Annotated in this window: 11 protein-coding genes; 6 read left to right on the forward strand and 5 right to left on the reverse strand. The window is 64.3% G+C overall.

Annotated features, from left to right (window positions below; all coding sequences use genetic code 11):
* Positions 1-149: 149 nt before the first annotated feature.
* The 4 genes from CSE6_RS17560 to CSE6_RS17575 all read right to left on the reverse strand — a co-directional run bounded on the left by CSE6_RS17560 (position 150) and on the right by CSE6_RS17575 (position 5,202).
* Positions 150-953, reverse strand: coding sequence for an aldolase/citrate lyase family protein (locus CSE6_RS17560; protein WP_034380104.1), 804 nt, complete (start codon positions 951-953; stop codon positions 150-152).
* A 133-nt stretch (positions 954-1,086) separates the two neighbouring features.
* Positions 1,087-2,568: an NAD-dependent succinate-semialdehyde dehydrogenase gene (locus CSE6_RS17565; protein WP_034380101.1), complete on the reverse strand. Its 1,482-nt coding sequence runs from the start codon at positions 2,566-2,568 to the stop codon at positions 1,087-1,089.
* Positions 2,569-2,630: 62 nt separating this feature from the next.
* Entirely contained in the window at positions 2,631-4,160 is a 1,530-nt protein-coding gene (locus tag CSE6_RS17570) for a UxaA family hydrolase (protein ID WP_059441114.1), read from the reverse strand.
* A gap of 58 nt (positions 4,161-4,218) precedes the next feature.
* Positions 4,219-5,202, reverse strand: coding sequence for a tripartite tricarboxylate transporter substrate binding protein (locus CSE6_RS17575; protein WP_059441115.1), 984 nt, complete (start codon positions 5,200-5,202; stop codon positions 4,219-4,221).
* A gap of 111 nt (positions 5,203-5,313) precedes the next feature.
* Here CSE6_RS17575 and CSE6_RS17580 point away from each other — a divergent pair, with 111 nt between their 5' ends.
* Together CSE6_RS17580 and CSE6_RS17585 are read left to right on the forward strand one after the other, a co-directional pair.
* On the forward strand, positions 5,314-6,249 hold the full coding sequence (locus CSE6_RS17580; RefSeq protein ID WP_034389463.1) for a LysR substrate-binding domain-containing protein: 936 nt from the start codon (positions 5,314-5,316) through the stop codon (positions 6,247-6,249).
* A gap of 139 nt (positions 6,250-6,388) precedes the next feature.
* Positions 6,389-6,850, forward strand: a complete 462-nt coding sequence (locus CSE6_RS17585; protein WP_034389462.1) for a DUF1801 domain-containing protein — start codon at positions 6,389-6,391, stop codon at positions 6,848-6,850.
* Between the two features lie 119 nt (positions 6,851-6,969).
* On the opposite strand, the gene CSE6_RS17590 is transcribed toward CSE6_RS17585, so the two are convergent.
* Positions 6,970-8,058 (reverse strand): tartrate dehydrogenase, encoded by a 1,089-nt coding sequence (locus CSE6_RS17590; protein ID WP_059441116.1) that lies wholly within the window; start codon positions 8,056-8,058, stop codon positions 6,970-6,972.
* Between the two features lie 107 nt (positions 8,059-8,165).
* Here CSE6_RS17590 and CSE6_RS17595 point away from each other — a divergent pair, with 107 nt between their 5' ends.
* The 4 genes from CSE6_RS17595 (at position 8,166) to CSE6_RS17610 (ending at position 13,142) form a co-directional block, all read left to right on the forward strand.
* A complete protein-coding gene (locus CSE6_RS17595) occupies positions 8,166-9,101 on the forward strand; it encodes a LysR substrate-binding domain-containing protein (protein WP_052088959.1) in 936 nt (311 codons plus the stop codon).
* A 78-nt stretch (positions 9,102-9,179) separates the two neighbouring features.
* Complete coding sequence (locus CSE6_RS17600) at positions 9,180-10,247, forward strand: LacI family DNA-binding transcriptional regulator (RefSeq protein WP_034409348.1); 1,068 nt, start codon at positions 9,180-9,182, stop codon at positions 10,245-10,247.
* Positions 10,248-10,427: 180 nt separating this feature from the next.
* Complete coding sequence (locus CSE6_RS17605; RefSeq protein WP_080746010.1) at positions 10,428-11,780, forward strand: amidase; 1,353 nt, start codon at positions 10,428-10,430, stop codon at positions 11,778-11,780.
* A gap of 21 nt (positions 11,781-11,801) precedes the next feature.
* A complete protein-coding gene (locus CSE6_RS17610; protein WP_034409345.1) occupies positions 11,802-13,142 on the forward strand; it encodes an MFS transporter in 1,341 nt (446 codons plus the stop codon).
* The last annotated feature ends 41 nt before the right edge of the window (positions 13,143-13,183 follow it).

Here is a 13,183-nt window from a genome sequence, read left to right on the forward strand (position 1 = left end):
CACAGAGCGCTCCAGCAGCGATGACCTGATGTGCAGATGTGGCTGAGAGGCCACGCGCATTGTGATGCGACCGAGGTTTGGGCGGCTCTGCGACATTTCCATCAGGATATGCGGGCATGGTTGCAACTTCTGCACGGTGCTTCAAGGCTTCAGTAGGCGGCTCCTGGCAGTGCCGGGGCCGCCACCGTGGAGCCGGCAAACTGGGTACGCAGCTTGCGCGCGGCATTCACGAACATCAGCACATCCACGCCCACGGCCACAAAGCTGCAGCCGAGCTGAAGGTAGCGCTGTGCCAGCGCGGGGTCCGAGGTCAGCGTACCTGCAGCCTTGCCGCAGGCAACAATGGTCCGCATCGCTGCCTCGATGGCAGCCTGCACCTCGGGGTGGCCGGGGTTGCCGCGGTGGCCCATGGAGGCCGCCAGGTCGGCCGGGCCTATGAAGACGCCGTGCACGCCGTCCACGGCGCAGATGGCTTCGAGATTTTTCAGGGCCGTGGTGGTCTCGGCCTGCACCAGCAGGCAGACCTCGTCGTCGGCCACATTCAGATAGTCGGCGCGGCTGTTCCACTGAGAGGCACGTCCCACGGCACTGCCGACGCCGCGCACGCCCAGGGGCGGGTATTGCGTGGCGGCCACGATGGCCTGGGCCTGGTCTGCCGTGTCCACCATGGGCACGAGCAGTGTCTTGGCGCCAATGTCCAGCATCTGCTTGATCAGGGCCGTGCTGCCTTCCACGACTCGCACCACCGGCTGGGCGCCGTGCGGCGCCACGGCCTGCAGCGCACCCAGCGTGCTGCGCAGATCGTTGGGCGCATGCTCGCCGTCGATCAGCAACCAGTCATAGCCTGTGGTGGCGGCCGCTTCGGCCAGGTAGGGGGCGGCCATGGACAGCCATAGCCCGACCTGGGGCTGGCGTGCGGCGATGGCGGTCTTGAAGGGGTTCAGTGCGGGCATGGGAGTCTCGATTCAGTGAAAGGGCTGAGTGCCGGTGAATAGGCGTGGCGCCTGTAACTGGCGCGGCACAAGCCAGAGACGCCAAGCAAGGGTCTGGGCTGGCCGCGCAGCGCCTCAGGGAGGTGTCCTGCATTCAATCCAATCCACCTTGGCAGACGTATTTGGTGTGCAGGTAATCGTCGAGCCCGTGGGTCGAGCCTTCGCGGCCGTAGCCTGACTCCTTGACACCGCCAAAGGGCGCGGCCTCGGCGGCCAGAGCGCCTTCGTTGACGCCCACGATGCCCGACTCCAGGGCATCGGCGACACGCCAGATGCGACGTATGTCCTGACTGTAGAAATAGGCGGCCAGACCGAACGGCGTGTCGTTGGCGGCGGCGATGACCTCGGCCTCGTCGTCGAACACGGTCAGCGGAGCCACCGGGCCGAAGGTTTCTTCGCAGGCGCAGGCCATGGAGGCCGTGGCGCCCGAGAGCACGGTGGGGGCGTAGTAGGTGGGGCCCAGTTCCGTCAGGCGCTTGCCGCCGGTGAGGACCTTGGCGCCCTTGGCCACCGCGTCCTCCACATGGCGGGCGATCTTCTCGACCGCACGGTCATTGATCATGGGGCCGATCTGCGAGGCCGGGTCGCTGGCCGGGCCCACGTGCAGGGCTGCCACGCGGGCGCTGAGTTGCTGGGCAAAGGCCTCGTACACGGTGCGGTGCACAAAGACGCGATTGGGGCAGACGCAGGTCTGGCCGCCGTTGCGGAACTTGGCGGCCATAAAGCCGTCCACGGCGGCTGCCACATCGGCATCCTCGAAGACGATGAAGGGCGCATTGCCGCCCAGTTCCAGCGAGAGCTTTTTGAGCGTGTCAGCGCTGCGGCGCGCCAGATGCTTGCCCACGGGCGTGGAGCCGGTGAAGGTGATCTTGCGCACGCGGCTGTCATCCAGCCATTGATCGACCACCTCGGGCGTGCGCTCACGCGAAGCCGTGACGATGTTGAGCACGCCGGCCGGCACGCCGGCTTCGTGCGCCAGCAGCACCAGGGCCAGCGAGGTCAGCGGCGTGTCCTCGGCCGGCTTGCAGACCACGGTGCAGCCCGCAGCCAGGGCCGGCGCGATCTTGCGCGCAATCATGGCGGCCGGGAAATTCCAGGGCGTGATGGCGGCGACCACGCCAACGGGTTCGAGCAGGGCGAACATGCGCCGGCCCGGCACGGGCGCTGGGATGACTTCGCCATTCATGCGCGTGGCGGCCTCGCCGAACCATTCGATATAGCTGGCTGCATAGGCCACTTCGCCCTTGCCCTCGGCCAGCGGCTTGCCCTGCTCCAGCGAGATCAGCGTGCCCAGATCGTCCTGATGGGCCAGCACCAGATCGTTCCAGCGCTTGATGATGGCGGCGCGTTGCTTGGCCGGCAGCTTGCGCCAGGCTGGCAGGGCGGCCTGGGCGGCGTCCACGGCGGTGCGTGCATCGGCCGCACCTGAATCGGGAACGCTGGTGATGGTGCTGCCCGTGGCCGGATCGGTCACGGCAAAGCTGGCGCCGCTGGCAGCGGGCGTCCAGGTGCCGGCGATGAAGTTGGCGCTGCGCTGCAGTTCGGTGCGTTGCAGTCTGAGTGGCGTGGCGTTCATGGTGAAAATCGCAGAAAGTGAAGATTGGGTATGGGCGGGAAGCTCTGGAAGATGCGTTTTCCTCAGCTCACGATGCCCAGATGCCAGGGCACGAATTCATGGTCGCCCAGTCCCAGGGCTTCGCTCTTGGTTGGCTCGCCGCTGGCATGGTGCAGGATCTGCTCGAAGATCTGCTGGCCCAGCTCGGGCACGCTCAGCTCTCCGTCGACGACCACGCCGCAGTTGATGTCCATGTCTTCCTGCAGGCGCTTGTACATGGGGGTGTTGCTGGCCAGCTTGATGGTGGGTGCGGGCTTGCTGCCGAACATGGAGCCGCGGCCCGTGGTAAAGCAGATCAGCTGGGCGCCGCTGGCGATCTGGCCCGTGGAGGCCACCGGGTCGTAGCCCGGCGAGTCCATGAAGACGAAGCCGTGTTCGGTGATGGGCTCGGCATATTCATAGACGGCGCGCAGCGGCGTGGTGCCGCCCTTCATGGCGCTGCCCAGGGATTTCTCAAAGATGTTGGCCAGGCCGCCGGCCTGGTTGCCATGACCGACCACGCCGTTGAACTGGGCGTTCTGGCCGGCTGCGTAGCGTTCCCACCAGGCCAGGCGGTCCAGCAGCTTCTGGCCGACTTCGGGACTGATGGCGCGGCGCGTGAGCATGAACTCCACGCCATGGATCTCGGGTGTCTCGGACAGAATGGCCGTGCCGCCGTGGCGCACCAGAATGTCCATGGCCGCGCCCAGGCCGGGGTTGGCAGTGATGCCCGAGAAGCCGTCCGAGCCGCCGCATTCCAGGCCGATCTTGAGATGGGCGGCGCTGACGGTGCTGCGCTGCGCCTGGTTGGCGATGGGCAGCATTTCTTCGATGGCGGCAATACCTGCTTCGATGGTGGCGCGCGTGCCACCCACTTCCTGCATCACCAGGGTGCGCAGCAACTGGCCTTCCTTGAGGCCTTGCGAATCCACCAATGCATCGACCTGGTTGCGTTCGCAGCCCAGGCCCACGATGAGCACGCCCGCCAGGTTGGGGTGGCGCGCATAGCCGGCCAGGGTGCGGCGCAGCACATCGAAGTGCTCGCTGGGTGAGGACATGCCGCAGCCGCTGCTCTGGGCAAAGGCGGCCACGCCGTCCACATTGGGGAAAGCTGCCAGCCGCTCGGGCGTGAAGTGGGCTGCAATGCGCTTGATCACGGTGGCCGAGCAGTTGACCGAGGACAGGATGCCGATGAAGTTGCGCGTGCCCACGCCGCCGCCCGCTCGCACAAATCCCTGGAAAGTGGCGCGCTGCTCCTCGGGCACATACTGGACGGGCCGCACGTCGGCGCCGAACGAGGGGTCGCGGTAGTAGTCCACCAGCTTGAGGTTGTGGCTGTGCACATAGTCGCCAGGCTCCAGATCGCGGGTGGCGACGCCGATCACCGTGTCGTACTTCTTGACCTGCTCGCCCTCGGCGATGCGGCGTGCCGCGATCTTGTGGCCGGCCGGCACCTGGGCGCGCGTGCGCACTCCCAGCTCGGGAATGTCCTGGCCCAGGGCCAGGGCGGTCTTGGCCACCAGCACATTGTCGTTGGGGTGCAGGTGCAGCAGGGAAGAGGAGGAGGAGAGCATCTTGGAGTCCGGGGATGGCGGGCTTGAGGCGGTGGGGATGCGGCGGGGACGCGGCGCGTCAGCGCATCAGCTCGCGCAGTTTGAGTTTGTCGATGAGCACGGTTTCCTTCTGGTAGACCGTGTTCACATATTTGGCGTAGTCGGGGCCGTCCAGGTAGAGCAGTGGGGCGTCCAGCCTGTCGGCCACGGACTTGAACTCGGGGCTGGCCACGGCCTGGCGGAAGGCATCGCGCAGCTTGGCTTCGACGGCGGGCGGCAGGCCCTTGGGCGCGCCGATGCCGTTGGGCGCATCGACGACCACGTTGTAGCCCAGGTCCTTGAGCGTGGGCACGTCCTTGAAGCGCGGCGTGCGCTGCTCGCCCCAGGTGGCCAGCAGGCGCAGCTTGCCGGCTTCCACATGCGGAGCCCAGGAGCTGGAGTCGGCCAGCGCGTCCACATGGCCGCCCAGCACGCCCTGCAGCGCCTCGGCGCCGCCCTTGTAGGGCACGTGGCTGAGCTGTATGCCGGCTGCGGCCGCAAATTCTTCCATGCCCACATGCGTGGCGCCGCCCACGCCGGCGTGGGCGTACGTGATGCTGCCGGGCTTGGCCTTGGCGGCGGCGACGAAGTCCTGCAGGGTCTTGAAGCGCGAGTTGGCCGGCACGGCGATACCGAAGGTCTGGCCCGAGGTACGCGCGATATAGGTGTAGTCCTTGCGCGGATCGGCCTGCAGCGTGCCCAGCTGGGAGAAGCGCGTGACCGAGATCGGGATCTGGCCGATGGTGTAGCCATCGGGCTTCGCCGAGGCCAGGGCCTTGGAGCCGATCATGCCCGAGGCTCCGGCGCGGTTTTCCACTGCAATCGCCTGGCCCAGGATGCGGCTGGCCACGGTACACAGCGCGCGCATGGACTGGTCGGCCGTGCCGCCGGCAGGCCAGGGGCAGATGAAGGTGATGGGGCGTTCGGGCCAGGTCTGGGCCAGCAGGGTGGTGGAAGTGCCGAGCGTGGCTGCGCCGAGGGTGCCGAGCACAAAGCTGCGTCGGCTGCTGTGTGGGGGGATCATCGCTTGTCTCCTGTCGTTATATGAACTGCCAGCCCCGATTGTTCAAAACTGCTCCATGACAATCCAATGAAAAGATAGACTCTCTTCATAACTATTAGGTAATGAAGCCCCATGAGCAAGATCGATCGTGTGCTGCGCTCCAACCTCAAGCTGCGCCATCTGCAGCTGCTGGTGGCGCTGGACCAGTTCCGCCACCTGGGCCGTGCGGCCGAGTTTCTGGCAGTGACCCAGCCTGCCGTCTCCAAGACTCTGGCCGAGGTCGAACGCATGCTGGGCATGGCTCTGTTCGAGCGCTCCACGCGCGGCACCGAACCCACGGCAGCCGGTGTCAGCATGGTGCGTTTTGCACGCTCGGTGCTGGCCGGTTTCGAACGCACGCGCGACGAGATGGCTGCCGAGGCCAGCGGTGCCCGCGGGCGCGCCAGTGTGGGGGCCATGGTGGTGGCCACGCCGGTGCTGCTGGCGCGCGCCGTGGAGCGCTTGAAAGCGCGTTCGGACCAGACCACGGTGATGGTGGAGGAAGGGGACCTGACGCGCTTGCTGCCCAAGCTGCGCCTGGGCGAGCTGGATCTGTTCGTGGGACGGCTGGAGCCTGGCTATGCCGCGCCCGACCTGGAGACCGAGGCTCTGTACGACGATCCCATGGTGGCTGTGGTGCGACCCGGTCATGCGCTGCTGGCGCCGGGCGCGGCCAGCTGGCAGGCCCTGGCGGGCCAGCCCTGTGTGCTGCCACCGCCCTGGGCCTCGCTGCGTGTGAAGCTGGAGCAGCAGTTCTATGCCCACGGCCTGCACCCGCCGGCCGACATCGTGGAGACCGCGTCCTTTCTCTCGCAGCTGACCTTTGTACACCAGCGCGGCGCCGTGGCCTTCATGGCGCGCGGTGTGGCCCGCTGCCATGCTGCCCTGGGTACGCTGGCCATGCTGGATCTGGTCGTGCCCATAGATCTGCCGCCCGTGGGACTGATCACCTTGCGTGGCCAGCCGCTGACGCCGACCACGGGCTTGCTGGTCGAATGCCTGCGCGAGATTGCGGGGGAGCTGGGCTGAGCCTGGTATGAGCCTGATATAGGGCGGGCTGGCACTCTGGGACCGCTCTGCTCTGGCGTGCTACCGTGGTGCAATCCTTGTCCCATGTCTTGAGCCTTGTGCCGGACATGGTTCCAGGTCCAACCATGGAGACCCATCTATGACTGCCTTGCTACCCATGCCTGCACCTTCGGCCGAACCTGTCAGCGGCCCCGAGGCTTCGGCTCTGATCGATGCCAGGATTGCCGGCCTGGACGACTGGCGCGGCGCCATGCTGGCCCGCGTGCGGGCGCTGATCCGCGAGGCCTTGCCCGCCGTGGTGGAAGAGCTGAAATGGCGTGGAACGCCCGTATGGTCGCAGGACGGCATTCTGTGCACGGGCGAGACCTACAAGGCCGTGGTCAAGCTGACCTTCGCGCATGGCGCGGCCCTGGCCGATCCGGCCGGCCTGTTCAATGCCAGTCTTGAAGGAGCCACGCGCCGGGCCATAGACCTGCATGTCGGCGAAGCGCTCGACGGCGCAGCGTTCCAGGCGCTGGTGCAGGCCGCTGCGCAGCGCAATGCCCAGGCCCGGGCGGCCAGAAAACCGGCTTCGCAAGCCAAAGCCAAATCCCCGGGCTGAAGCCGCGCCGCCGCCGGTGGCCTGGCGGCGCAGGCGTGAAAAAGCACCCAGGTGCAGGTCCTGTCTGCACGGGGTGCTTCTCATCTTGAATCAGGCCGGCCGCAGCCAGCCAGGAGTCATCAGGCGTTGGCGATGGCCGCCGCGATGGCTTTGCCCACCTCGGTGGTATCGGCCTTGCCGCCCAGATCGGGCGTCAGCGGACCGGCCTTGATCGTGTGCTCGATGGCAGCCACGATGGTGTCGTGGGCCTGACGCCAGGCATCTTCGCTGCGGCCCAGGAAGTCCAGCATCAGCGCGCCTGACCAGACCATGGCGATGGGGTTGGCGATGTTCTTGCCGTAGATGTCGGGCGCCGAGCCATGCACGGGCTCGAACAGCGAGGGGAAGTTGCGGTCGGGGTTGAGGTTGGCCGACGGCGCCAGGCCGATGGTGCCCGTGGTGGCAGGGCCCAGGTCGGACAGGATGTCGCCAAACAGATTGGTGGCAGCCACCACGTCGAAGCGGCCGGGCTGAAGCACGAAGCGCGCGGTCAGGATGTCGATGTGCTGCTTGTCCAGCGTGACTTCGGGGTAGTCCTTGGCCACGTCGTCGGCGCGCTTGTCCCACCAGGGCATGCTGATGGCGATACCGTTGCTCTTGGTGGCCAGGGTCACGTGCTTCTTGGCGCGGCTCTGGGCCAGATCGAACGCGTACTTGAGCAGTCGGTCGGCGCCCTTGCGCGAGTAGACCGATTCCTGGATCACGATCTCGCGGTCTGTGCCTTCGAACATCACGCCGCCCAGCGAGGTGTATTCGCCTTCGGTGTTCTCGCGCACCACGTAGTAGTCGATGTCGCCGGGCTTGCGGCCGGCCAGGGGACAGGGAACGCCTTCGAACAGGCGCACCGGACGCAGATTGATGTACTGGTCGAATTCGCGGCGGAACTTGAGCAGCGAGCCCCACAGCGAGACATGGTCGGGCACGGTGGCGGGCCAGCCCACGGCGCCGAAGAAGATGGCGTCCATGCCCGAGAGCTGGGCCTTCCAGTCGTCGGGCATCATCTGGCCGTGTTCGGCGTAGTAGTCGCAATGGGCCCAATCGAAATGGTGGAACTCCAGCGGCAGGTCGAAGCGCTTGGCTGCGGCTTCCAGCGCGCGCAGGCCTTCGGGCATGACTTCCTTGCCGATGCCGTCGCCGGCGAGAACTGCGATTTTCTTAATGGTGGTCATGGTTCGGCGTTTGCTCGTTGAAATGCTTGAAGAAGCGATGGAAACTATTCTCAAACCATCTTTGATTGAAGACAATCCTGCAGTTGTAGTCTGATTGTTTACATATCGTGTTTAAAAATTTGCTGCCTGAAGATTTGCGTGTCTTTCTCTCTGTGGTGCGCCGTGCCGGCTTTGCAGCAGCCTCGCAGGAATTGGGTGCTTCGCCTGCTTATGTGAGCAAACGCATACGTCTGCTGGAAGAGGCGCTTGGCGTGAAGCTGCTGCACCGCACTACGCGCCGCATGGCAGTGACGGAGGAGGGCGAGCGCGTGTTCCAGTGGGCACAGCGTATCCTCGATGACATAGACCATTTGGTACAGGATGTGAGCAGGACCGCAGGAGAGCCGCGCGGTCTGCTGCGCATGAGCAGCAGCTTCGGTTTCGGCCGCAACATAGTGGCGCCGGCCGTGTCCGAGCTGGTGGCTCGGCATCCGGGCCTGCAGGTAAGACTGGATGTGTTTGACCGTATCGTCGATGTGGCGGGCGAAGGACTTGATCTCGATGTGCGCGTGGGCGACGAGATCGCACCGCACCTGATTGCCCGGCATCTGGCCGACAACCATCGCGTGCTGTGTGCGGCCCCGGCCTATGTGCAGCGGCGTGGCAGCCCGCGCACGCTCGACGAGCTGGCTGCGCATGACTGCTTGGTCATCAAGGAGCGTGACCATCCCTTCGGTGTCTGGAAGCTGCGCGCCGGTGGCGAGGAGTCCACGGTCAAAGTGACCGGGCCGCTGTCCAGCAACAACGGCGAGATGGTTGCGCAGTGGGCGCTGGATGGGCACGGCATCATCCTACGCTCGGTGTGGGACGTGGCTGCTCAACTACAGTCCGGGCAACTGGTGCGAGTGCTTGCCCCCTGGCAGCAGGAGGCCAATATATGGGCTGTCTATCCAACACGGCTGGAGCGCTCAGCCAAGGTGCGCGTGGCTGTCGAATTCCTGCAAACGTATTTTGCGCAGCAGGGCTTGCAGACCCATCCCAGGGGGAGGCTCCGCCATCCATAATCGGTGCTTCGTCCCTGCCGGGTACTGTCGTGGTCATGTCATGGTTGCGGCCGAGTTCTGGCTAAATTCTTTCAAAGCATGAAGTCCTCCTCGCACGCGCCCACACTGCGCTCCATTGCCCAAGAGCTCAAGATCCATGTCTCCACGGTCTCGCGGGTGCTCAACGGGACCGATGAGGATGCACGGGCTGCGGCATCGGAGCCCACGGTAAGACGCATCCGCGAACTGGCCCAGCAACGCAACTACAGGCCAAATCTGCAAGCCAAAGGACTACGCACCAATCGCAGCAACAGCATTGCGGCCTTCTTGCCCTATATCTCGGATCTCGTGGGCGCGATGATCTACGAAGGCATCAACGAAGCAGCATTGCGGCGTGGCTATGTGACATTCATGGCCCATACAGGTGACAACCTCGAGCATGAGCGAGAACAGTTGGCCAATGCATTAGGGCGCAAGGTAGACGGGCTGATCTTTGCAGATGCCCGGCCACAGTGCCGTCCCATGCTGGATGAATTGCAGCAGCGGGGCATGCCGCTGGTTCTGGTCAGCCGCCATCTGGGACCGGACTTCTGCTCCATCACGTGCGACGACCTTCTAGGAGGACGGATGGCGGCAGAGCATCTGCTGTCCCTGGGACACACCCGGCTTGCCGTCCTGGCGGGCCTGGAGTTTGCCAGCACCGGTGCGGATCGTGCCAGAGGCTTCGTCGATCACTGTGCGGCCTGTGGCGTGGACATCCCTTCGCAGTGGGTTCTGCACAGTGCCTTTCATGCGGATGCCGGTTATCAGATGGGTCTGCAATTGTTCAGCCGCAGGCCGTTTCCGACGGCAGTGTTCGCGACCAATGACTTCCTGGCCATAGGCCTGATGGGCGCGGCCCGCGATGCGGGGCTGCGCATAGGGCAGGACGTGGCTATCGTCGGCTTCAATGACACGCCCCTGGCCGCCTACCTGCCTGTGGCACTGACCACCATTCATTCGCCCATGCATGAAATGGGCTTTCGCGGCATGGAGTTGCTGCAGCAGTGCATCAGCGGAATGAGGCCGGATTCGGTCAGGCTGCAGCCCCAGTTGCGCATACGCCATAGCACTCAGCCCGATGCGAAGCTGGAAGCGCCGCGCCATCTCTCACCTCTGCATACGTAAGAGGTCTGAGGGGGAAATTATCGAGCCGCACTAGCTGTGGCTCTTTTTTTGACTCAAACCCAAACGTTCGGGTAAACATGGATAGGGGTTGAAAGTCTGCGTTATTACATTACACAAACGTTTGGGTTGGGTGATGGGCAAAGAGCCGTCGGCCTGAGCGTGTGACATGCAAGGATTTCAATGCCAACCAACTCTAATCCCTTCCGCGCGCCGGGCGCGAGTGCTGACTCTGCCGGAGCCTGCCGTGCGCATGCAGACCAGCAATTGCAAGCCATTGCCGACAGTACGCTGCGGACCTTCATCAGCGTAGATGCCGGAGGAGCGCGCCTGCAGGCCGATCTCTGCGACCAGGTTGCTGCCAACGGGGGCAGCTTGGGGCCGCTTCACGGCCAAACCGTGGGCGTCAAGGACCTGATAGATGTCGCAGGGCTGCGCACCACGATGGGCTCGCAGCAATACCAGTCACGGATAGCCACGGAGGATGCCGCTGTGGTTACCTCACTGCGGGTAGCCGGTGCGGTCATTCTGGGCAAGACCAATACCCATGAATTCGCCTATGGACCTACCGGAGATGTGTCATGGTCCGGGCCAGTGCGCAACCCGCACGATCCGGATCGCATCAGTGGCGGCTCCAGCAGTGGCTCCGCCGCTGCCGTGGCGGCAGGCCTGTGCGACCTGGCGCTGGGCACGGATACCAGCGCCTCCGTGCGGGTGCCTGCTGCACTCTGCGGCGTGGTGGGGCTTAAGCCCGGCTATGACCTGTTGTCCAGGCATGGCGTCTTCACGCTGAGTCAGTCGCTGGATCATGTGGGAACGCTGTCGCGCGATGTGGCTGGCAGCGCCCGGCTGCTGGAGGTGTTGACCGGCCGTGCGGGGGCCTACAGCGCCACCCTTGAGCGTGGTGTGAAAGGCCTGCGCGTGGGAATGTTGCAGCGTTTTTATGGCGAATTTATCACTGATCCAGTGCGCCGGAGTCATGCAAGAGCGCTACAGGCTCTGCGCGACTCAGGGGCTGAGATCGTGGAAATTGATCTGCCCGAGATTCAGGACATTTTCAATGCCCAACAGGTGGTGCTGCGTGCCGAAGCCTATGCCAATCACCAGCGTGCATTGCGCCAGGAGCTTCCGTTCAGCGATGAGGTACGTGCCCGGCTTCTCACCGGCAAAGACATCAGCGCGGCCGAATACCTGGATGCCAAGGGTAGCCAGGCTGCGGCCAGAGCGGCATTCGACCGGGTGCTGGGCCTGGTTGATGTGCTGCTGACCCCGACCACAGGCACAGTAGCTCCATCCTTGCAGGAGCGCTTGACCGAACTCGATGGCCAGATGCATCCCACCTTCTGGCTGTTGATTCGACTGACGGCACCGACAAATTTCACCGGTCATCCCAGCCTTTCCGTGCCCTTCGGCAGCAGTGCTGGTCTGCCCATAGGCCTGCAGTTGATTGGCCGTTTCGGCGACGAGGCATTGCTGCTGCGCGCCGGCCGTGCCCTGGAGCATGCAGCGCAGCATGCCGATACCGCCCCGCAATGACCAGAGGAAAGAGACTTCTCCATGAACTCCTTGATAGACGAAAAAAAGCGCTACCGCATCTTCCTGTTCATCATGCTGATGGCGCTGTTCAACTACATAGACCGCGGCGCTATCTCATACTCGGCCGGGGCCATCACGGGCGAGTACGGATTCGACCGCGCGCAGTGGGGCAGCTTGCTGGGCTATTTCGGCTACGGCTACATGTGTGGTGCGCTGCTTGGCGGCTTTCTTTCCGACAGTCTGGGACCGCGAAAGATCTGGAAGTGGGCGGGCTCAATCTGGTCCATTTTGGCCATCTGCACCGCCTTTGCGGGGGACGTCGGCCTAGTGCTGTTCAGTTCGGCATTGCTGGGCTTCGCGATGGTACGTATCGTCTTCGGCTTTGCCGAAGGCCCCGCTTATTCGGCCATCAACAAGAGCATCTCGGTCTGGGCACTCCCCAAGGAGCGCGGCTTCGTGGTCGCATTGGGCCTGGTCAGTACTCCGCTGGGTGCACTGCTGACAGCCCCGGTAGCGACCGCGCTGCTGCACTTCACCGGCAGCTGGCGCAGCATGTTCATCATTCTGGGCTCGCTGAATCTTTGCCTGATCTGGTACTTCCTGAGAATTTTCACAGACCGTCCCGCCGACAACCGCTTCATCTCTGAGGCCGAGAAGAGCTACATTGATAGTGAGCTGAGATCCGAACGGAAGAGCGTTCCTGCGGCCCCTTCCGCATCGGCATCGGCATCGGACTTGAGCGACACGCCGATCCCCTGGTGGCACTACTTCCTGAACCATAGCCTGGTACTGAATGCGGTGGCCTACTTTGCCTTCATGTACGTGAACTTCCTGCTGCTGACCTGGACTCCCAAGTATCTGCAGGATCAATTCGGCTTCAACCTCTCGTCGCTGTGGTATCTGGGCATGATTCCCTGGGTCGGGGCTTGTGTCACCGTGCTCCTGGGCGGTCGTATCTCCGATGCCATCTTCAAGCGCACTGGCAGCCTGTACCGTGCGCGCTCGGTGTTTGCCGCAGCCTGCTTGTTGGTGACCAGCGTGGTGTTCTATATGGTTTCGGTCAGCAGCTCGCCATGGATTGCACTGGGACTGATTGCCGTTGCCAATGCGATGAACTCACTGGCCAACTCCGTGTACTGGGCCGTCGTGATCGATACGGCACCTCGTTCGCGTACCGGCACCTTCAGCGGCATCACGCATGCCATAGCCAACACGGCAGCCATCATTGCACCGACGCTGACAGGCTATCTGACTCTGCGTCATGGCTACTCGGCGATGTTTACTGCTGCAGCGGTGGCCACCGGCGTCGGAGTGGTCGCCATGTTGCTGGTGCGTCCGGGCCTGAAGCCTGGCAAGGCATAGGCGCTTGATTTCCATCCGGGCTTGCCCGGACGGAATCCAGT

The sequence above is a fragment of the Comamonas sp. E6 genome (assembly GCF_001010305.1).
Lineage (GTDB): Bacteria > Pseudomonadota > Gammaproteobacteria > Burkholderiales > Burkholderiaceae_C > Comamonas > Comamonas thiooxydans.

Coding starts and splice junctions, on each gene's coding strand:
- CSE6_RS17560 (WP_034380104.1), bottom strand. CDS start 953: ATGCCCGCACTGAACCCCTTCAAGACCGCCATCGCCGCACGCCAGCCC.
- CSE6_RS17565 (WP_034380101.1), bottom strand. CDS start 2,568: ATGAACGCCACGCCACTCAGACTGCAACGCACCGAACTGCAGCGCAGC.
- CSE6_RS17570 (WP_059441114.1), bottom strand. CDS start 4,160: ATGCTCTCCTCCTCCTCTTCCCTGCTGCACCTGCACCCCAACGACAAT.
- CSE6_RS17575 (WP_059441115.1), bottom strand. CDS start 5,202: ATGATCCCCCCACACAGCAGCCGACGCAGCTTTGTGCTCGGCACCCTC.
- CSE6_RS17580 (WP_034389463.1), top strand. CDS start 5,314: ATGAGCAAGATCGATCGTGTGCTGCGCTCCAACCTCAAGCTGCGCCAT.
- CSE6_RS17585 (WP_034389462.1), top strand. CDS start 6,389: ATGACTGCCTTGCTACCCATGCCTGCACCTTCGGCCGAACCTGTCAGC.
- CSE6_RS17590 (WP_059441116.1), bottom strand. CDS start 8,058: ATGACCACCATTAAGAAAATCGCAGTTCTCGCCGGCGACGGCATCGGC.
- CSE6_RS17600 (WP_034409348.1), top strand. CDS start 9,180: ATGAAGTCCTCCTCGCACGCGCCCACACTGCGCTCCATTGCCCAAGAG.
- CSE6_RS17605 (WP_080746010.1), top strand. CDS start 10,428: ATGCCAACCAACTCTAATCCCTTCCGCGCGCCGGGCGCGAGTGCTGAC.
- CSE6_RS17610 (WP_034409345.1), top strand. CDS start 11,802: ATGAACTCCTTGATAGACGAAAAAAAGCGCTACCGCATCTTCCTGTTC.